Genomic DNA, 19,360 nt, shown 5'->3' on the forward strand with positions numbered 1-19,360 from the left:
TGACGAAACAAACCATCCATGACCGATAAATTGAAACCGCTGCGCGAACAGATCGATGCGATCGACGCGCAAATCCTCGAACTGCTGAACCGCCGCGCGCAAATCGCCCAGCAGGTGGGCCACGTGAAGGCCGAGACGCAGGCGCCCGTATTCCGTCCCGAGCGCGAAGCGCAGGTGCTGCGCGGCGTGGCCGAGCGTAATCCCGGCCCCATGGGCAACCGCGAAGTGCAGACCATCTTCCGCGAAATCATGTCGTCCTGCCGCTCGCTGGAAAAGCGCGTGACCGTGGCCTACCTTGGCCCGGCCGGCACCTTCAGCGAGCAGGCCGTGTATCAGCAGTTCGGCAGCGCCGTCGAAGGCTTGCCGTGCGCGTCCATCGATGAAGTATTCCGTTCCGCCGAGGCGGGAACGGCGGACTTCGGCGTCGTGCCGATCGAAAATTCCTCGGAAGGCGCCGTCAACCGCACGCTCGACATGATGCTGCAGACCAGTCTCATCATCAGCGGCGAGGTGGCGATCGCCGTGCACCACAGCCTGATGACGAAGAGCGGCAGCATGGATGGCGTCACGTCCATCTGCGCCCATTCGCAGGCGCTGGCGCAGTGTCAGGTGTGGCTGAACCAGAACTACCCGCATATCGAGCGCCGCGCCGTGGCCTCGAATGCCGAGGCGGCCCGCATGGCGGGCGAAGACGGCACGGTGGCGGCGATTGCCAGCGAACTGGCCGGCGCGCAGTACAAGCTGGGCGTGGTCAAGGGCCATATCCAGGACGATCCGCACAACCGCACGCGCTTTGCCGTCGTGGGCACCTTGCAGACGGCGCCATCGGGCAAGGACCAGACCTCGCTGGTGCTGGCCGTGCCGAACAAGGCGGGCGCCGTGTACCAGCTGCTGGCGCCCCTGGCCAAGCACGGCGTGTCGATGACGCGCTTCGAGTCGCGCCCGGCGCGCATGGGCAGCTGGGAGTATTATTTCTATGTCGACGTGGAGGGCCACGTGCACGACGCGGCCGTCGCCCAGGCGCTGGCCGAGCTGCAGAGCAATGCGGCGTTTTTCAAGGTGCTGGGGTCGTATCCGGTCAGTTTGTGACTTCGTTGACTGGTGTCGGATTACGCTGCGCTAATCCGACCTACGGTAAGCTGTAGGTTGGGTTAGCGCAGCGTAACCCAACAAACAACCACGGTAAGCCGTAGCTTGGGTTAGCGCAGCGTAACCCAACAACAGCCACCAGCCTAATCATTCACCAACTTTTAAAGAACACCATGTCTAAAAATATCGGTCCAGAATACGTCCGCGCCATCGCCCCTTATCAGAGCGGCAAACCGATCGCGGAAGTTGCGCGCGAATTCGGCCTCGACGAGGCAGCCATCGTCAAGCTGGCGTCGAATGAAAACCCGTACGGCATGCCGGAATCGGCGAAGCAGGCGATGATCGCCGCCATCGATGACCTGGGCCGCTACCCGGACGCCAACGGCTTCGACTTGAAAGCCGTGCTGTCCAAGCGCTACGACGTGCCTGCCGACTGGATCACCCTGGGCAACGGCAGCAATGACATCCTGGAAATCGCCGCGCACGCCTTCGTGCAGCATGGCCAATCCGTCGTCTACTCGCAGTACTCGTTTGCCGTGTACGCGCTGGCCACGCAAGGCCTGGGTGCGCGCCACATCGTCGTGCCGGCGCAAGCCTACGGCCATGACCTCGACGCGATGGCTGCGGCGATTGCCGACGACACGCGTCTGGTCTTCATCGCCAACCCGAACAACCCGACCGGCACCTTCCTGTCGGCCGCGCAGCTCGAAGCCTTCCTGCAGAAAGTGCCGGCGCATGTCGTCGTCGTGCTCGACGAAGCCTACAACGAATTCCTGTCGGCCGACGACCAGTACGAGTCGACGGCCTGGGTGCGCCAGTATCCGAACCTGGTGGTGTCGCGCACCTTGTCGAAGGCGTATGGCCTGGCCGGCCTGCGCATCGGCTTTGCCATCGCCCAGCCGGTGCTGACGGACCTGATGAACCGCATCCGCCAGCCGTTCAACGTCAACTCGCTGGCGCAGGCCGCCGCGATTGCCGCCCTGAACGACAAGGCATTCCTCGAGCAAAGCGCGCGCAACAACGCGGCCGGCTACCAGCAGTTCACGGAGGCGTTCGACGCCCTGGGCCTGGAATACGTGCCGTCGCACGGCAATTTCGTGCTGGTGAAGGTGGGCGACGATGACGAGGCGGGCGCGCGCGTCAACCTGGCATTGCTCAAGCAGGGCGTGATCGTGCGTCCGGTCGGCAGCTATGGCTTGCCGCAATGGCTGCGCATTTCCATCGGCCTGCCGCAGGAAAACGCCATCCTCATCGCCGCGCTGACGAAAGCGCTGGCCTGACGATATGATGACGCCTGCACTGAACAAGGTAGTCATCTTTGGCGTGGGCCTGATTGGCGGTTCGTTCGCGCGCGCCTTGAAACATGCGGGCGCGGTCGGCACGGTGGTCGGCATGGGCCGCTCGCCGGCCTCGATGGCGCGCGCGCTCGAACTGGGCATCATCGACGAGATCGGCGGCGACATGGCTGCTGCCTTGCTTGGCGCCGACCTGGTGCTGGTCGCCGCGCCCGTGGCGCAGACGGGCGCCATCCTCTCGTCCATCGCGCCGCACCTGCAGCCCGGCACCATCGTCACCGACGCGGGCAGCACGAAAAGCGACGTGGTGGCGGCCGCGCGCGTGGCCCTGGGGGGCAAGGTGGCGCAATTCGTGCCCGGCCACCCGATCGCGGGACGCGAGACGAACGGCCCCGATGCGGCCATCGTCGATCTGTATCAAGGCAAGAAAGTGGTGCTCACGCCGCTGGCGGAAAATAGCGCCGCCGATGTGGAGCGGGTGGCGGCCGCGTGGCGCGCCTGTGGCGCCATCCTGCACACCTTGAGCCCCGAAGAACATGACAAGGTGTTTGCCGCCGTCAGCCACCTGCCGCATCTGCTGGCCTTTGCGCTGGTCGACGACATCGCCAAGAAACCGCACGCGGGCCTGCTGTTCCAATACGCGGCCAGCGGCTTTCGCGACTTTACGCGCATCGCCGGCTCATCGCCGGAAATGTGGCGCGACATCAGCCTGGCCAACCAGCCGGCGCTGCTGCATGAACTGGACGCCTACCTGGCGCAGTTGACGACCTTGCGCGCCCATCTGGCCGCGCACGACGGCGCCGCCATCGAGGGCGTGTATGCGAACGCCCAGCACGCGCGCCAGCAATGGATCGAGGCGATCGAAACGGCGGAAATACCGGCCGCGCCCCCACGATAAATACTCAAGGATTCCAGCATGACCCAGACCAAGCACTATCCCCACCATATCGATCTGAAGCCGGTGATGCACGCCGAAGGCACGGTGCGCTTGCCCGGCTCGAAAAGCATTTCCAACCGCGTGCTGCTGCTGGCCGCGCTGGCCAAGGGCACGACGAAGATCATCGACCTGCTCGCCTCCGACGACACCTTCGTCATGCTGACTGCCCTGACGTCGCTGGGCGTCAAATGGACGCAGGATGAATTGACGGGCGACCCGGCCACGGCCCACCAGGTGCACCACGTGGAAGGCTGCGGCGGCGTGTTCCCGCACCACGAGGCGGACCTGTTCATGGGGAACGCCGGCACGGCGATCCGCCCGCTGACGGCGGCGCTGGCCGTGATCGGCGGCGACTACACCTTGCACGGCGTGTCGCGCATGCACGAGCGCCCGATCGGCGACCTGGTCGACGCGCTGAACGCCGTCGGCACGCAGATCGAGTACACGGGCGAGCAGGGCTTCCCGCCGCTGCGCATCCGCCGCGGCCACATCCACGCGCAACGCATCGCCGTGCGCGGCAACGTGTCGAGCCAGTTCCTGACGGCCCTGCTGATGGTGGCGCCGCTGATGGCGCGCGACCATGCGATCACCATCGATGTCACGGGCGAGCTGATCTCGAAGCCGTATATCGAGATCACCCTGAACCTGATGCGCCGCTTCGGCGTGACCGTCGAGCATGACGGCTGGCAGTCGTTCACCGTGCAGCCGGGCCAGCACTATCAAAGCCCGGGCACGATCCACGTGGAAGGCGACGCCTCGTCGGCCTCGTATTTCCTGGCGGCCGGCGCCATCGGCGGCGGTCCCGTGCGCGTGGAAGGCGTGGGGCGCGACAGCATCCAGGGCGACGTGCGTTTCGTCGAAGCCTTGCAGCAGATGGGCGCGACCATCACCATGGGCGAGAACTGGATCGAGGCGCGTTCGAACGGCGTGCTGAAAGCCGTCGACATGGACTTTAACCATATTCCCGACGCGGCCATGACGATCGCCGTGGCGGCCCTGTACGCGGACGGTACCTCGACCTTGCGCAATATCGCCAGCTGGCGGGTGAAGGAAACGGACCGCCTGGCCGCCATGGCGACGGAATTGCGCAAACTCGGCGCCGAAGTGGAAGAGGGCGCCGATTACCTGCGCGTGACCCCGCCGGCCGAAATCCAGGCAGCGACCATCGACACGTATGACGACCACCGCATGGCCATGTGCTTCTCGCTCGCTTCGCTGGACGGCGCCGCGCGCCGCGGCAACGAGATGCGCATCAACGACCCGAAATGCGTGGCCAAGACCTTCCCCGAGTATTTCGCCGCCTTCGCGGGGATTGCCAAAGATACTCTTATTTAACCGAAATCCGGGGTCAGACCCTCTCCACCCGCAACGCCAGTTCAGGCGTTGACGCAAGCGGGGGTCTGACCCCAGCCCTTTTGGGTTTAGTTTTTTTAAAGTGACAAAATAATGCCAACATCCACCATCCCAGTCATCGCCATCGACGGCCCCACCGCTTCCGGCAAGGGCACGGTGGCGCACCGCGTGGCCGACAAGCTGGGCTTTCATTACCTGGACTCGGGCGCGCTGTACCGCCTGACGGCCTTGAGCGCGCTGCGCCGCGGCACGGACTTGCGCGACGAGCACGCGCTGGCCAAGCTGGCCGAGCACTTGCCTTGCCACTTCGCCAATGGCGAGATCCTGCTGGCGCAGGAAAATGTCACCGAGCAGATCCGTGCCGAAGAGGTGGGCAACACGGCGTCGAAAATTGCCGTATTGCCAACTGTACGCCATGCCCTCGTCAGCTTGCAGCTGGGTTTTCGCAAGACGCCGGGCCTGGTGGCCGACGGGCGCGACATGGGCACGGTGATCTTCCCGCATGCCCAATTGAAGGTCTTCCTCACGGCCAGTGTCGAGGCGCGCGCGCAACGGCGCTACAAGCAATTGATAGACAAGGGTTTTTCTGCTAATATGGAAGACCTTCTGATGGATTTGCAGGCGCGGGACGAACGTGATACTCACCGTGCGATTGCGCCGCTGGTCCCCGCGGAAGGGGCGCATGTCCTCGATACGTCGGCAATGACGGCAGATGATGCCGTTGAAGCCGTGTTGAAATGGTATGCAGCTGCAGCAAAATAGTGTGATTTCTATGCTATGTGGTGCCCGTTGACGGCTCCTGGCCTGTCCGGGTGTGTCAAAAACCTAACCCAGTTTAAGTCGCATCGTGCGATCTCTGCTGGATAACCTGTGTGAACCCTATGTCTACTGTTACAACTAACGAATCTACCGGTATGGAAAGTTTTGCTGCGCTCTTCGAGGAATCGTTGTCGCGTCAAGATATGCGCTCCGGCGAAGTTATTTCCGCTGAAGTCGTGCGCCTCGACCACAATTTCGTGATCGTGAACGCTGGCCTCAAATCCGAAGCATTCATCCCTGTCGAAGAATTCAAGAACGACCACGGCGAACTGGAAGTCAAAGTTGGTGACTTCGTTTCCGTGGCGATCGAATCGCTGGAAAACGGTTTCGGCGATACCATCCTGTCGCGCGATAAAGCCAAGCGTCTGGCTTCGTGGCTGGCTCTGGAAAAAGCGATGGAATCGGGCGAAATCGTCGTCGGTACCGTCAATGGTAAAGTCAAAGGCGGTCTGACCGTGTTGACCAACGGCATCCGCGCATTCCTGCCGGGCTCGCTGGTTGATACCCGTCCTGTCAAAGACACCACCCCATTCGAAGGCAAAACCCTCGAATTCAAAGTGATCAAGCTGGATCGCAAGCGTAACAACGTGGTTCTGTCCCGCCGCGCCGTCATCGAAGCTTCGATGGGCGAAGAGCGTCAGAAACTGATGGAAACGCTGAAAGAAGGCACGGTCGTGACCGGCGTCGTCAAAAATATCACCGACTACGGCGCGTTCGTGGATCTGGGCGGTATCGATGGCCTGCTGCACATCACCGACCTGGCATGGCGCCGTGTACGTCACCCGTCGGAAGTACTGACGGTTGGCCAGGAAATCACCGCCAAAGTCCTGAAATACGATCAAGAGAAAAACCGTGTTTCGCTGGGCGTGAAACAACTGGGCGACGATCCTTGGACCGGTCTGTCCCGTCGTTACCCACAAAGCACCCGTCTGTTCGGTAAAGTAACGAACCTGACCGACTACGGCGCGTTCGTTGAAGTGGAACAGGGTATCGAAGGTCTGGTACACGTTTCCGAAATGGACTGGACGAACAAAAACGTTGCTCCTAACAAAGTTGTCCAACTGGGCGACGAAGTAGAAGTGATGGTTCTGGAAATCGACGAAGAGCGTCGTCGTATCTCGCTGGGCATGAAACAGTGCAAAGCCAATCCATGGGACGACTTCGGTGTTACCCATAAGAAAGGTGACAAAGTCCGCGGCGCGATCAAATCGATCACCGACTTCGGCGTGTTCATCGGCCTGGCCGGCAACATCGACGGTCTGGTGCACCTGTCCGACCTGTCCTGGACCGAAACCGGCGAAGAAGCCGTGCGTCGCTTCAAGAAAGGTGATGAACTGGAAGCCATCGTTCTGGCCATCGACGTTGAGCGCGAGCGCGTTTCCCTGGGCGTCAAGCAACTGGAAGGTGACCCATTCAACAACTTCGCAGCCATGAACGACAAAGGCTCGCTGGTAACCGGTACCGTTAAATCGGTTGAGCCTAAAGGCGCCGTGATCCAACTGTCCGAAGAAGTTGAAGGTTACCTGCGCGCTTCCGAAATCTCGCGCGACCGCGTTGAAGATGCTGGTACGCACCTGAAAGTCGGCGACACCGTCGAAGCGATGGTGTTGAACATCGACCGCAAAGCCCGTGGTATCCAACTGTCGATCAAAGCGAAAGACAACGTTGAAACCCAGGAAGCCATGCAGAAGATGGCAGCTACCGACAACAACGCAGCTTCGGGCACCACCAGCCTGGGCGCCTTGTTGAAAGCTAAGTTCGATAACAAGAACTAAGACTGCGGATACGGCAGATGACAAAGTCCGAGCTGATCAACCGCCTCGCTGAGCGTTATTCTCAGCTGGTGGCGAAGGATGCGGAGTATGCCGTCAAGACCATTCTCGATGCGATGACCAACGCCCTGGCGACCGGTCAGCGTATCGAGATCCGCGGTTTTGGCAGTTTTGCCCTGAACAGCAGGCCCCCGCGCATCGGCCGCAACCCGAAATCCGGCGACAAGGTGATGGTTCCTGAAAAACGGGTACCCCACTTCAAACCGGGCAAACAGTTGCGCGAGCGGGTGGACGCGATGGTCGGGCAACCGATCATCGAGGATTAATCGTCTGCTGGAAGGCGACATAAAGAGCGGCGTCCTTGGATGCCGCTTTTTTTTGTTAATATGCTGTAGAGCACTGCTCAAACCTACTGCGCGTCGCGCTTTGCGGCCGGCGATGCTCACCGTACTTCAGTACGGTTGCGCTTCTCGGCCACAAATCGCTGCCGCTCGCTACGGTTTGATCAGCACTCTACGTTTGTGCCATGTGGTACGGGCATTTTTTTGTTCACTCTGGACCTATCGATGAAAATCATCTCCACCATCGTTGGCTGTGTTCTTTTCGTCCTGTTCTTCAGTTTTGCGCTGAAGAATGCGCAGGTTGTCGACCTGCATGTTTTCCTCAATTATGAAATTCGCGGCCCCCTGGTCCTGATGCTGCTGGGCTTTTTTGTCGCCGGCGCCAGCCTGGGCGTACTGGCGCTGACGCCGACCGTGTTCCGTCACCGCCGCGAAGCGAACAAGCAAAAGACCACCATTGCCGCGCTGCAGACCGTTGGCGTGGCCAGCAATGTCCAGCCGCAACCGGACAGCGTGAGCGCGCAGTAAGCGGCGCCGTCGCTCCTATCTCTCTTACTCGAATAAAAACAATCGCATGGATTTTGAACTCTGGTGGCTCTTGGGTATCCCGATGTTTTTCGCGCTGGGCTGGATCGCCGCGCGCGTGGACATTCATCAACTGGTGTCGGAATCGCGCAGCCTGCCGCGCAATTACTTCAAGGGCTTGAATTTCCTGCTCAACGAGCAGCATGACAAGGCCATCGACGCCTTCATCGAAGTCGTCAAGCTGGACCCGGAATCGGCCGATATGCACTTTGCGCTGGGCAACCTGTTCCGCCGCCGCGGCGAAACGGAGCGCGCCATCCGCGTGCACCAGAACTTGCTGGCCCGTCCGGACTTGCCGCTGGAACAGCAGGGCCACGCCGCCTACGAGCTGGGCATGGATTACCTGAAGGCGGGCTTGCTGGACCGCGCCGAAGAAACCTTCAACAGCCTGGTCGACACGCAATATGCGGCCCAGGCGCGCCGCGCGCTGCTGGAAATCTACCAGCGCGAAAAGGAATGGCCACGCGCCATCGAAGCGGCCGTGGGCTTGCAGGAATCGGGTGCCGGCGCGCGCCAGAAGGAAATCGCCCAGTTCTATTGCGAACTGGCGCATGACGCTCTCGTGCACATGAAGCCGGACGACGCCATGCCGCTGCTGGAAAAAGCCTTGCAGACGGACCGCAAGAGCGTGCGCGCCACCATCCTGACGGGCGACGTGCTGCTGGCGCGCGGCGACGTGGAAGGCGCGCTGACCACCTGGCGGCGCGTGGAGCAGCAAAGCGTGCCGCACGTGGCCCTGGTCGCGCAGCGCCTGATGGATGGCTACACCAAGCTGGGCCGTGCACAGGAAGGCGTCAACCTGCTGCGTTCCTACCTGGAAGAGGCATCGTCGATCGACCTGATCGAAGTCGTCTTCAAGGCCGTTATCGAGCTCGACGGCGTGGAAGCGGCGAAGCAGCTGGTCAGCGCCGAGCTGCGCCGCACGCCGACCCTGCTGGGCCTCGACAAACTGCTGGAAGCGCGCATGATGGACGCCCCGGCCGCCATCTGGTCCGAGCTGTCGATGGTGAAAAACCTCGTGCACGGCTACACGCAGAAGCTGGCCCGCTACCAGTGCAGCCACTGCGGCTTCAAGGCACGCCAGTTCTATTGGCACTGCCCTGGCTGCAACAAGTGGGAAACGTATCCACCGCGCCGCACAGAAGAACTTAACGTCATGAACTGATTCGTACACGTCACCTTGCCCTGAGCAATGTGGCGTGTACTTCTATGTAAGACCTGCTTTTTATCCATACGGTACATCCATGAAAATCACTATTATCGGCACCGGCTATGTTGGCCTCGTGACCGGCGCCTGCCTGGCTGAGCTGGGCAACGACGTCTTTTGCCTCGACCTGGACGCACAGAAGGTAGCCTTGCTCAACAGCGGTGGCATCCCCATCCATGAACCGGGCCTGGAAGAAGTCGTGGCGCGCAACCGCGCCGCCGGACGCATGACCTTTTCCACCGACGTCGAAGCGGCCGCCGCGCACGGCGCGATGCAATTCATCGCCGTCGGCACGCCGCCCGATGAAGACGGCTCGGCCGACCTGCAATATGTGCTGGCCGCCGCGCGCGGCATCGGCAAGTACATGACGGACTTCAAGGTCATCGTCGACAAGTCGACCGTGCCCGTCGGCACGGCCGAAAAAGTGCGCGCCGCCATCCAGGGCGAACTCGACGCGCGCGGCGTGGCCGCCACGTTCTCGGTGGCATCGAACCCCGAATTCCTCAAGGAAGGCGCGGCCGTCGAAGACTTCATGCGCCCCGATCGCATCGTCATCGGCGTCGACGCCACGCCGGACGGCGAACGCGCGCGCGAATTGCTGAAAAGCCTGTACGCGCCGTTCAACCGCAACCACGAACGCACTTACTGGATGGATGTGCGCTCGGCCGAATTCACGAAATATGCGGCCAACGCCATGCTGGCCACGCGCATCTCGTTCATGAATGAACTGGCGAACCTGGCCGACAAGGTGGGCGTCGATATCGAAGCCGTGCGCCACGGCATCGGTTCCGACCCGCGCATCGGCCACAGCTTCCTGTATGCGGGCTGCGGCTATGGCGGTTCCTGCTTCCCGAAAGACGTGCAGGCGCTCGAGCGCACGGCACGCGGCCACGGCCAGGAATTGCTGATCCTGCGCGCCGTCGAAGCCGTCAACGACCAGCAGAAGCAGGTGCTGGGACGCAAAGTGGTCACTCGCTTCGGCGAAGATCTGACGGGCCGGCATTTCGCCGTGTGGGGCCTGGCCTTCAAGCCGAATACGGACGACATGCGCGAAGCATCGGCCCGCGTGCTGCTGGCCGACTTGCTGGGACGCGGCGCCACGGTGGCCGTGTACGACCCCGTCGCCATGGCCGAGGCGCGCCGCGTGCTGCAACTGGACTTGACGCCGGCGCAATTGGCGAAGGTGCGCTTTGCCGACAGCCCGAAGGATGCGCTGCAGGACGCCGATGCGCTGGTCATCGTGACCGAGTGGAAAGCCTTCCGCAGCCCCGACTTCGAGCAGGTCAAGGCGCGCCTGAAGCAGGCAGTGATCTTTGACGGACGCAATCTGTTCGAGCCGGCCGTCATGGCCGAGAACGGCATCGAATACCACGGGATCGGTCGCTCGATCCTGACGCGCGCATGAGCGCCCAGGAGGTAGTCGCCTTGACGGCGCCGGCCGCGCTGGCCCAGGTACGCCTGCTGGTGGTGGGCGATGTGATGCTGGACCGCTACTGGTTCGGCGATGTCAGCCGTATTTCGCCGGAAGCGCCCGTGCCCATCGTGCGCATCGAGAAGCGCGAAGAGCGCCTAGGCGGCGCGGCCAACGTGGCGCGCAACGCGGCCGCGCTGGGAGCGAAGACGAGCTTGCTGGGCGTGGTCGGCGACGACGAGGCGGGCAGCCAGGTCGAACGCCTGCTCGAAGGCGGCGGCATCCACAGCTATCTGCAGCGCGATGCGGCCATTTCCACCATCATCAAGCTGCGCGTGATCGGCCGCCAGCAGCAGATGCTGCGCATCGACTTCGAGGATGCACCGAGTGATACGGTGCTGCGCGACAAGCTCAAGCAATTCAATGCCCTCTTGCCGCACTACGACGTGGTGATCCTGTCGGACTACGCCAAGGGCAGCCTGGTGAACGTGGCCGAGATGATCAAGGCGGCACGGGCGGCCGGAAAAATCGTCATGGTCGACCCGAAAGGCGATGATTTCAGCCGCTATACGGGAGCGTCAGTGCTCACTCCGAACAAGTCGGAACTGCGCCGCGTGATCGGCAACTGGAGCACGGAAGAGCAGCTCACGGAACGCGCGCAGCAGATGCGCGCGCAGCTGGGCCTGGACGCCTTGCTGCTGACCCGTTCCGAAGAAGGCATGAGCTTGTACACGGCCGACGAGGTGCTGCACATGCCCACCGATGCGCGCGAAGTGTTCGACGTCTCGGGCGCCGGCGACACGGTGATCGCCACCATGGCGGCCATGCTGGGCGCCGGCATGGGCCTGGGCGACGCCGTGCGCACGGCCAACCGGGCCGGCGGCATCGTCGTCGGCAAGCTGGGCACGGCCACCGTCACCCGCGACGAGCTGTTCTCCCAATAACCATGCTGTACCACCTGCGCCGGAGCGTTTGATCTGGCGCAGGTTTTCCCATCCTTCCGCCGTCCCGTCTTGTCAACCGTATCACGTCCCAGCCGTTAAAGCCGTTAAGGCGCTGCTCTTCCCTTGCGTTCGAGTCATCTTGAAACCACACCACGGAGAGATACCCATGTTCAAAAAAATACTGCTGGCCATCGCCACCTTGATCGCGACGATGGGCTTTGCCTTTGCCCAGGTCGATGTCAACAAGGCGGACCAGGCGGCACTCGACAGCGTCAAGGGCATCGGCCCCGTCACGTCGAAAGCCATCATCGACGAGCGTGCCAAGGGCGGCGCCTTCAAGGATTGGGCCGATTTTGAAAGCCGCGTGAAGGGCATCGGTCCGAAAAGTTCCGTGAAGTTGTCGGAAGCGGGCTTGCAAGTGAATGGCCAGGCCAAGTCCGGCGCGCCGGCGGCACCCGCTCCGGCGGCGAAAGCTGCCCCGGCAAAAAAGGAAGCTGCTGTGAAGGAAGTTGCAGCGAAAGAAGCCGCACCGAAGCCAGCTGCTGCGACCGACACCGCTGCGGCGCCAGCCAAGACAGCCGCTGAAGCGAAAAAAGAAGCTGCTGCCGCGAAGAAAGAAGCCAAGGCTGCCGCCGCTGCCGCCAAGAAAGAAGCTGCCGCCGCGCCTGCCGCTGCAGCGGCCGATGCCGCTCCCGTGAAAACGACTGCCGAAGCGAAGAAGGAAGCTGCCGCTGCCAAGAAAGAAGCGAAGGCTGCTGCCGCTGCCGCGAAGAAAGAAGCGAAACTGGCTGCCGCCGAGGCGAAGAAAGCGGAAGCCGAGAAAAAATAAGCGTTTTGTCGTAAAGCGTGTTGCGTGGTGGTGCCGCGCAGCACGAGAAGAAAACCCCGCATGGTACCGGCCGCGCGGGGTTTTTTTTATGCACCTACAGCTGCGATTCGATCGGCAGCCAGCGCATCACGGACACCAGCAGGCGGCGCCAGAAGCCGGACTCCGGATCGTGCGTCCACACTTTGGCGGGCTGCTCGGTGGCGTCGGACCAGCGCAGGGCGCCGTTGTCGAGGAACAATCGATAGCTGGTGTCGCTCGCCGTCGAATGCAGGAACAGCGCGCGCATGTCGGCCGCCAGCGCGGCATCGTCGAACAGCACGCCCATTTCCGTATTCAGCTGGGCCGAGCGGGGATCGAGGTTGAAGGAACCGACGAAGCCCCGCTGGCCGTCGACCACCACGGCCTTGGTATGCAGGCTGGCGCGGCTCGACCCCATCAGACTGATGCGCTTGCGGTGCTGGGTCTTCAATTCAAACAGGGCGACGCCGCCATCGAGCAGCGCCTGGCGGTAGCGCGCATAGCCCGCATGCACGAGGGCCACATCGGTGGCGGCCAGCGAGTTGGTCAGCACCTGGACCTGGACGCCGGCCGCCACCTTGTCGGCCAGCATCGTGCTCAACGCCGCGCCGGGCACGAAGTAGGGCGAGGTCAGCAGCGCTTCCTCGCGCGCGTCCGTCAGCAGCGGCAGCAGGCTGTGCATGAGCCAGTGCTCGCTGCGCTGCAAACTGGCCACGGGCGCGGCTTTTTCCGGCGGGTCCGACAGCACCTGCACTTGCCCGCTCCAGTGCAGGCGCAGCCGGCCATCGAGGTGGGCCTGCAGCTGGCCCGCATCGGTCAGCTGCTGGAGGTAGGGGGAAGCGCCCACTTCGCCCGTGAGCGTATCGAGGCGCGCACGCACAGCCTGCAGTTCCGGCGCGCCCGCGTCCTTGCCGGCGTGCAAGGCGCGTATGGGGAGGACGGCGCGGCTGTTCCAGAAGCGGTCGAAGATGTCGCTCGTCTGCTGCACGGCGGGTCCCACCAGCAGCAAGTCGGCATCCTGGAAATTGACTTGCTCGGCGGCATCAAAATATTCATCGCCGATATTGCGCCCGCCGACGAGGGCCACCCTGCCGTCGACGATCCAGGCCTTGTTGTGCATGCGCCGGTTCAGGCTGACGGCGCGCAAGGCCATTTCCACGGCGCGCCACCAGATGCCGTCGCGGTTGCGGCTTGGATTGAAGATGCGCACGTCGATCAGCGGATGGCTGTCGAGCGCGAGGATGGCGGCGTCCTGGCCCCGTGCGTTGATATCGTCGAGCAGCACGCGCACGCGTACGCCGCGGTCGGCCGCGCGCAGCAGTTCGCGCACCAGCAGGCGTCCCGTGACGTCGTTATGCCAGATGTAGTATTGCAGGTCGATGCTGCGGCCCGCTTCGCGCGCGCTCAGGGCGCGCAGGGCAAACGCTTCCAGGTTGTCGTCGATCAGGGCCGTGCCGCTGTGGCCCGGCCGTTGCGCCAGCTGCGGCGCCAGCACGCGGTCGAGCAGGGTGGCATCCGTCGCCACGGGCAAGGCCGTTCCCGGCGCGCCCAGCGAACGTTCGGCGAAGCGCCCGTAGCTGTACAGGGCAGCGATGCTGAGCACGGCAAACAAGGTGGCCAGCAGCAGCAATTTGACGAGCATGCGGCGCACCGTCAGCGGACCGCGCGCATGCTGCGGCGTGCGGGATGGAGGGCGGTCTGGCGCATGCGTGCCTTTCGTGAACGGGGGAGTGGCCGATTGTAGCAGTTTCTACAATGCACGATTTTCGACCTGGAACATCCTTGCCTGCCGTCAAAAATGCGAGAATGGCCAGCTCAATCAATCATCGGGAGACGGCGGCATGGCAGGGATTGTGACGGCAATGACGGCAATGACGGCAGCCATGCTGTCGGCGAGTGTGGCGGCTGCGCCGGGCGCCGAACCGGCGCAGCAGCAGATACGGCAAGTGGTGGCCGACATCTCGCCGCAGCGCATCGAGGCGCATGTGCGCAAGCTGGTCAGTTTCGGGACGCGCCACACCATGTCCGATACCGTGTCCGACACGCGCGGCATCGGCGCGGCCCGGCGCTGGATCAAGGCCGAGCTGGAGCGCTGCGGCGCGCAGGCGGGCGGACGACTGCAGGTGGCGTTCGACAGCCATGTGGCGCCCGTGTCGAAACGCATTGCGCGGCCGACGGAAATCGTCAACGTGGTGGCGACCTTGCCGGGCAGCCAGCCGCAGTCGGCCGGGCGCATCTATGTCGTCAGCGGCCATTATGACTCGCGCGCCACCGACGTGATGGATGCGCAGGGCGACGCGCCCGGCGCCAACGATGACGCCTCGGGCACGGCGGCCGTCATTGAAATGGCTTGCGCGATGGCGCGCTACCAGTTCGACGCCACGCTCGTCTTCATGGCCGTGGCGGCCGAGGAACAGGGTTTGTTGGGTTCCGGCCATTGGGCGCAGCAGGCAAAGTTGAATAAACTCAACATCGCCGGCATGCTCAATAACGACATCATCGGCAGTTCGCGCGCGGAAGGCGGCACCGTCGATGGCGGCCAGGTGCGCCTGTTTGCCGAGGGTATCCCGGCCGTCAAGGAGATGAGCGACGGTGTGCGCGGCCTCGTGGCGACGGGCGGCGAAAACGATTCGCTCTCGCGCCAGCTGGCGCGCCATGTAAAACAGGTGGGCGAGCGCTACGTTCCCGGTTTCAAGGTCAACGTCATCCAGCGCGCCGACCGTTACCTGCGCGGCGGCGACCATATGCCGTTTCTGGCACAAGGCTACGCGGCGCTGCGTTTCACGGAACCGCACGAGGATTTTGCGCATCAGCACCAGGATGTGCGCGTGGAAAATGGCGTGCAGTACGGCGACTTGCCGCAATTCGTCGACTATGACTACGTGGCGAAAGTGGCGCGCGTAAATGCGGCGGCGCTCGCTTCGCTGGCCCTGGCGCCGGCCGCGCCCGCCGGCGTGCAGGTGCGCACGGCCCAGCTGGAAAACGCCACTGCACTGGTCTGGCAGCCGAACACGGAACCGGACCTGGCCGGTTACCGCATCGTCTGGCGCGCCACGACGGCCGACCAGTGGCAGGGCGCGCAGGATGTGGGCAATGTCACCGAGGCCAAGGTCAAGCTATCGAAAGACAGCTATTTCTTTGGCGTCCAGGCCATCGACCGCGACGGCAATGTCAGCGTGGCCACGTATCCCATGCCCTTGCGCTAGGCGCTGTTGACAGGCAAGCGGGCAAGGAAACCGTGAATCTGGGAAACGACGGCCGCGCCTTCGCCCACGGCGGCGGCGACGCGCTTGGTGGAACCGGCGCGCACGTCGCCGATGGCGAACACGCCCGGCACGCTCGTTTCCAGCGCGGCCCGTTCCGGCAAGTCCGGAGGCGGGTAGGCTAAATGCGCGCCGTGGCCATGGGCGCGGCATTCGGCGCGCGTGACGTCGAAGCCCGTGCGGATAAAACCCTGCTCGTCGACGGCCACGGCGCAGTCGTGCAGCCAGTCCGTGTTCGGATCGGCGCCGACAAACAGGAATACGCGGCGCACGGCGCAATCGCACTCCTTGCCCGTCTGGTTGTTGCGCCAGCGCACCTCCGTCAAGCCGTCGTCGTCGCCTTCGAGGGCGATGATTTCCGTGTGCGTGTGCAAGGTGATATTGGGCGTGGCGGCGATGCGCTCGATCAAATAGCTCGACATGCTGGCCGCCAGTCCCTCGCCGCGGATCACCATGTGGACCTTTGCGGCGTGGCTTGAGAGAAACACGGCGGCCTGGCCGGCCGAGTTGCCGCCGCCCACCAGGATGATTTCTTCCTGCCGGCACAGCTTGGCTTCGATGGGCGAGGCCCAGTAATACACGCCCCGTCCCTCATACGTTTTCAGGTTGGCCAGCGAGGGGCGGCGGTAGCGCGCGCCGCACGACAGCACCACCGTGCGGGCGCGCACCTGCGTGCCGTCGCACAGCTTGACGCGCAGCGGCCAGCTGTCGCACAGCAAGTTGGCGGCGCTGGCCGGGGTGGCGATCTCGACGCCGAACTTTTGCGCCTGCACGTAGGCGCGTCCTGCCAGTGCGCGGCCAGAAATTCCGGTGGGAAAGCCCAAATAATTTTCGATGCGCGCGCTGGCGCCCGCCTGGCCGCCGTACGCGCGCTGCTCGAGCGCCAGCACCGATAGCCCTTCCGAGGCCGCATACACGGCCGTGGCCAGGCCGGCGGGACCGGCGCCCACCACCAGCACGTCGAAGATCTTGTCGCCGGACAAATCGGGCAGCATGCCCAGGCAGCGTCCCAGTTCCGCATTGCCGGGATTTTTCATGATCTTGCCGTCTGGACAGACCACCAGCGGCCAATCCTGCGGCGTGGGCTGGTAGCGCCCGGCCAGCGCGGCGGCGGACGTATCGGTGGCCGGATCGAGCACCGTGTGCGGATGGCCATTGCTCGATAAAAAGCTTTGCAGGTGGAACAGATTGCCATTGCCGCGCGGGCCCACCAGCACGGGGCCGCCCGAATTCGATTCGATCAGCGCCACGCGGCGCAGGATCAGGGCGCGCACGATGCGTTCGCCCATCTCGGCCTCGGCCACGATCAGCGCGCGCAAGGATTCCGAACTGATGTCGAGCAATTCCACCTCGCCCACGGCGCTGCCATTGACGAGGGTAGGGCGGCCGGACAATTGCGCCACCTCGGCAATGAAGTGGCCGACGCCCACTTCGCGCAGCACGGACGCCTGCCCCAGCACTTCGTGGCGCGTGATGCTGACCCGCCCGGACAGTATCACCAGCATGCCGAAGCTGCTGCTGCCCGCTTCGAACAGCGTTTCGCCGTCGGCAAAGCGCCGCCGCGTGCCGTAGCGCTGCAAGCGCTGCAGTTCGAGCGCATTGAAGACGGGCGAGATCTGGTGGCTGCGGCCCTGCAAGTCGAGCGTGGCGAACTGGACGGGATCGTCCTGCGTCGTTTCGGGAATGAATTCGGGTGTGCTGCTGGCCATGGCGGGTCCGTTCGGAGGCTGAATAAGCAAATAACAAAAATAACTAACAGTGACGAGTCTAGCGCATGCGGCGCGCGCCTGCCGCAATACCCCTTGCGCACGCCCGGAAATGGCGGGGCGGCAGGCGCCATGCGGCGCGTCGCGGCGCAGCCGCATGCATACGCGGGCCCGGAAGCGGCCGCCGATCAGCGATACGCCGTCCAGCATCTCATATTAGAATGGGTCTTTGTTGAATCTACTCAAACAGACACGATGGCTTACAAGACACTTGAAGATACGATAGGCAATACCCCGCTGGTGCAACTGACGCGCTTGCCGGGTGCCGATGCGCTTGCGCGCAACAACGTCATCCTGGGCAAGCTGGAAGGCAACAATCCGGCCGGCTCCGTGAAGGACCGCGCGGCCATGTCCATGCTCAAGCGCGCTGAAGAGCGCGGCGTCATCAAGCCGGGCGATACCCTGATCGAGGCGACCAGCGGCAATACGGGCATCGCGCTGGCCATGGCCGCCGCTTTGCGCGGTTACAAGATGCTGTTGCTGATGCCCGACAACCTGAGCGTGGAGCGCCGCCAGAGCATGGCCGCCTACGGCGCCGACATTTTATTGACGCCGAAGACGGGCGGCATGGAGTATGCGCGCGACCTGGCCGAGCAGATGCAGAAGGATGGCCGCGGCGTCATCCTCGACCAGTTCGCCAACGAAGACAATTCGCGCGCCCACTATGAAAGCACGGGGCCGGAAATCTGGCGCGATACCAATGGCCAGGTCACGCACTTCGTCAGCGCCATGGGCACGACGGGCACCATCATGGGCGTGTCGCGCTATTTGAAGGAGCAAAATCCCGCCATCCAGATCATCGGCGCCCAGCCCGAGGAAGGCTCGCAGATTCCCGGCATCCGCAAATGGCCGGAAGCGTACTTGCCGAAAATCTACGACAAGTCGCGCGTGGACCAGGTGGAGTACGTGAGCCAGGGCGTGGCCGAGCGCATGGCGCGCAGCCTGGCGGCGGAAGAGGGCTTGTTTTGCGGCATCTCGGCAGCCGGTGCGTGCGAAATCGCGCTGCGCATCTCGCAAACGGTGGAAAACGCGACCATCGTGTTCGTCGTCTGCGACCGTGGCGACAGATATCTGTCCACAGGTGTTTTCCCTGCGTAACGGGGAAGGATGTGAAGTGAGGTCGGCCAGAACGGCCTGAGAACTGCTGGAAATACCCCCTCCCCATGGCGGGGAGGGAAAACCTGCGAACTGGCAGGATCAGCCTTGTGGCGTTTCGCCTTCTTTTGGCTTGAATTGCTTGTCGCTGATGCGGAATTTGTTACGACGGTCACCCATCAGGTAACGCAGGTCGCGGATGCTCAGGTCGCTGACTTCGTGCATGCGGATCAGCAGCGATGCGCCGACCGGCAGGCGGTGGTGGCGAATTTTACTGATGACCGGTGGCGCCACTTCCAGCGCGCGGGACAAGGCTGCGTCGTTTTTCAGGCGCAGGTTTTCGATCAGGGTATCGAGCAGTCTGTTTGGGTTGTACTGAAGCAGATCGTCGGAGTCCGAATCGCTGTTCATATCAATGCCGACTTGGTTTGTCATGATGTTATTGTTCCTTCTGTAGTTGCACTGCAAAGTAAAAAACACTCGGAGCTCGCTCTTGCTGCGTTCATGTTCATTCTTTACTAAAAGGAACGAATTCACACACGGTACGATCCGGGATACAGTTTTTCATGATATATACACAATTGTACAACAGGATTCAATTTCAGGCGGGAAAGCCCGCTAATCTTGCTTTGTACA

Annotated in this window: 17 protein-coding genes; 14 read left to right on the top strand and 3 right to left on the bottom strand. The window is 63.1% G+C overall.

Annotated features, from left to right (window positions below):
- Positions 1–18 precede the first annotated feature (18 nt).
- From pheA to D9M09_RS04970, 12 genes are all read left to right on the top strand, one after another.
- On the top strand, positions 19–1,089 hold the full coding sequence (gene pheA, locus D9M09_RS04915; protein WP_121668729.1) for a prephenate dehydratase: 1,071 nt from the start codon (positions 19–21) through the stop codon (positions 1,087–1,089).
- 173 nt (positions 1,090–1,262) lie between these two features.
- Positions 1,263–2,369 carry a histidinol-phosphate transaminase gene (hisC, locus tag D9M09_RS04920; RefSeq protein ID WP_070219398.1) on the top strand — a complete coding sequence of 369 codons (1,107 nt, stop codon included), beginning with the start codon at positions 1,263–1,265 and terminating at the stop codon, positions 2,367–2,369.
- A gap of 4 nt (positions 2,370–2,373) precedes the next feature.
- Positions 2,374–3,282 carry a prephenate dehydrogenase gene (locus tag D9M09_RS04925; RefSeq protein WP_121668730.1) on the top strand — a complete coding sequence of 303 codons (909 nt, stop codon included), beginning with the start codon at positions 2,374–2,376 and terminating at the stop codon, positions 3,280–3,282.
- 18 nt (positions 3,283–3,300) lie between these two features.
- The gene (gene aroA / locus D9M09_RS04930; protein ID WP_070289560.1) at positions 3,301–4,656 is read left to right on the top strand and encodes a 3-phosphoshikimate 1-carboxyvinyltransferase; all 1,356 of its coding nucleotides are present in this window, start codon (positions 3,301–3,303) and stop codon (positions 4,654–4,656) included.
- 111 nt (positions 4,657–4,767) lie between these two features.
- Entirely contained in the window at positions 4,768–5,436 is a 669-nt protein-coding gene (gene cmk, locus D9M09_RS04935) for a (d)CMP kinase (protein WP_099410373.1), read from the top strand.
- 119 nt (positions 5,437–5,555) lie between these two features.
- A complete protein-coding gene (rpsA, locus tag D9M09_RS04940) occupies positions 5,556–7,268 on the top strand; it encodes a 30S ribosomal protein S1 (RefSeq protein ID WP_071650172.1) in 1,713 nt (570 codons plus the stop codon).
- Positions 7,269–7,285: 17 nt separating this feature from the next.
- Positions 7,286–7,591: an integration host factor subunit beta gene (locus D9M09_RS04945; RefSeq protein WP_008446215.1), complete on the top strand. Its 306-nt coding sequence runs from the start codon at positions 7,286–7,288 to the stop codon at positions 7,589–7,591.
- A gap of 240 nt (positions 7,592–7,831) precedes the next feature.
- The gene (locus tag D9M09_RS04950; RefSeq protein ID WP_029496228.1) at positions 7,832–8,134 is read left to right on the top strand and encodes a LapA family protein; all 303 of its coding nucleotides are present in this window, start codon (positions 7,832–7,834) and stop codon (positions 8,132–8,134) included.
- Positions 8,135–8,180: 46 nt separating this feature from the next.
- Positions 8,181–9,356, top strand: coding sequence for a lipopolysaccharide assembly protein LapB (gene lapB, locus D9M09_RS04955; protein WP_070219401.1), 1,176 nt, complete (start codon positions 8,181–8,183; stop codon positions 9,354–9,356).
- 79 nt (positions 9,357–9,435) lie between these two features.
- Positions 9,436–10,803, top strand: a complete 1,368-nt coding sequence (locus D9M09_RS04960; RefSeq protein WP_070219402.1) for a UDP-glucose dehydrogenase family protein — start codon at positions 9,436–9,438, stop codon at positions 10,801–10,803.
- Positions 10,800–11,753, top strand: a complete 954-nt coding sequence (gene rfaE1, locus D9M09_RS04965) for a D-glycero-beta-D-manno-heptose-7-phosphate kinase (RefSeq protein WP_070219403.1) — start codon at positions 10,800–10,802, stop codon at positions 11,751–11,753. Before D9M09_RS04960 ends, rfaE1 begins: the two co-directional genes overlap by 4 nt.
- A 166-nt stretch (positions 11,754–11,919) precedes the next feature.
- Entirely contained in the window at positions 11,920–12,582 is a 663-nt protein-coding gene (locus D9M09_RS04970) for a ComEA family DNA-binding protein (protein ID WP_121668731.1), read from the top strand.
- Positions 12,583–12,676: 94 nt separating this feature from the next.
- Here the strand turns inward: D9M09_RS04970 and D9M09_RS04975 are convergent, their stop codons facing one another.
- Positions 12,677–14,242, bottom strand: coding sequence for a phospholipase D family protein (locus D9M09_RS04975; RefSeq protein WP_121668732.1), 1,566 nt, complete (start codon positions 14,240–14,242; stop codon positions 12,677–12,679).
- A 199-nt stretch (positions 14,243–14,441) separates the two neighbouring features.
- Between D9M09_RS04975 and D9M09_RS04980 the strand changes: the two genes are divergently transcribed.
- Complete coding sequence (locus D9M09_RS04980) at positions 14,442–15,806, top strand: M20/M25/M40 family metallo-hydrolase (protein ID WP_121668733.1); 1,365 nt, start codon at positions 14,442–14,444, stop codon at positions 15,804–15,806.
- On the opposite strand, the gene D9M09_RS04985 is transcribed toward D9M09_RS04980, so the two are convergent.
- A complete protein-coding gene (locus D9M09_RS04985) occupies positions 15,803–17,572 on the bottom strand; it encodes an FAD-dependent oxidoreductase (protein ID WP_121668734.1) in 1,770 nt (589 codons plus the stop codon). The genes D9M09_RS04980 and D9M09_RS04985 overlap by 4 nt on opposite strands.
- Positions 17,573–17,824: 252 nt before the next feature.
- On the opposite strand from D9M09_RS04985, the gene cysM reads away from it, so the two are divergent.
- Positions 17,825–18,727: a cysteine synthase CysM gene (gene cysM / locus D9M09_RS04990; protein WP_035825682.1), complete on the top strand. Its 903-nt coding sequence runs from the start codon at positions 17,825–17,827 to the stop codon at positions 18,725–18,727.
- 99 nt (positions 18,728–18,826) lie between these two features.
- On the opposite strand, the gene D9M09_RS04995 is transcribed toward cysM, so the two are convergent.
- Positions 18,827–19,159 carry a hypothetical protein gene (locus D9M09_RS04995; protein WP_034751784.1) on the bottom strand — a complete coding sequence of 111 codons (333 nt, stop codon included), beginning with the start codon at positions 19,157–19,159 and terminating at the stop codon, positions 18,827–18,829.
- Positions 19,160–19,360 lie beyond the last annotated feature (201 nt).

Source organism: Janthinobacterium agaricidamnosum, assembly GCF_003667705.1.
Taxonomy (GTDB): Bacteria; Pseudomonadota; Gammaproteobacteria; order Burkholderiales; family Burkholderiaceae_D; genus Janthinobacterium.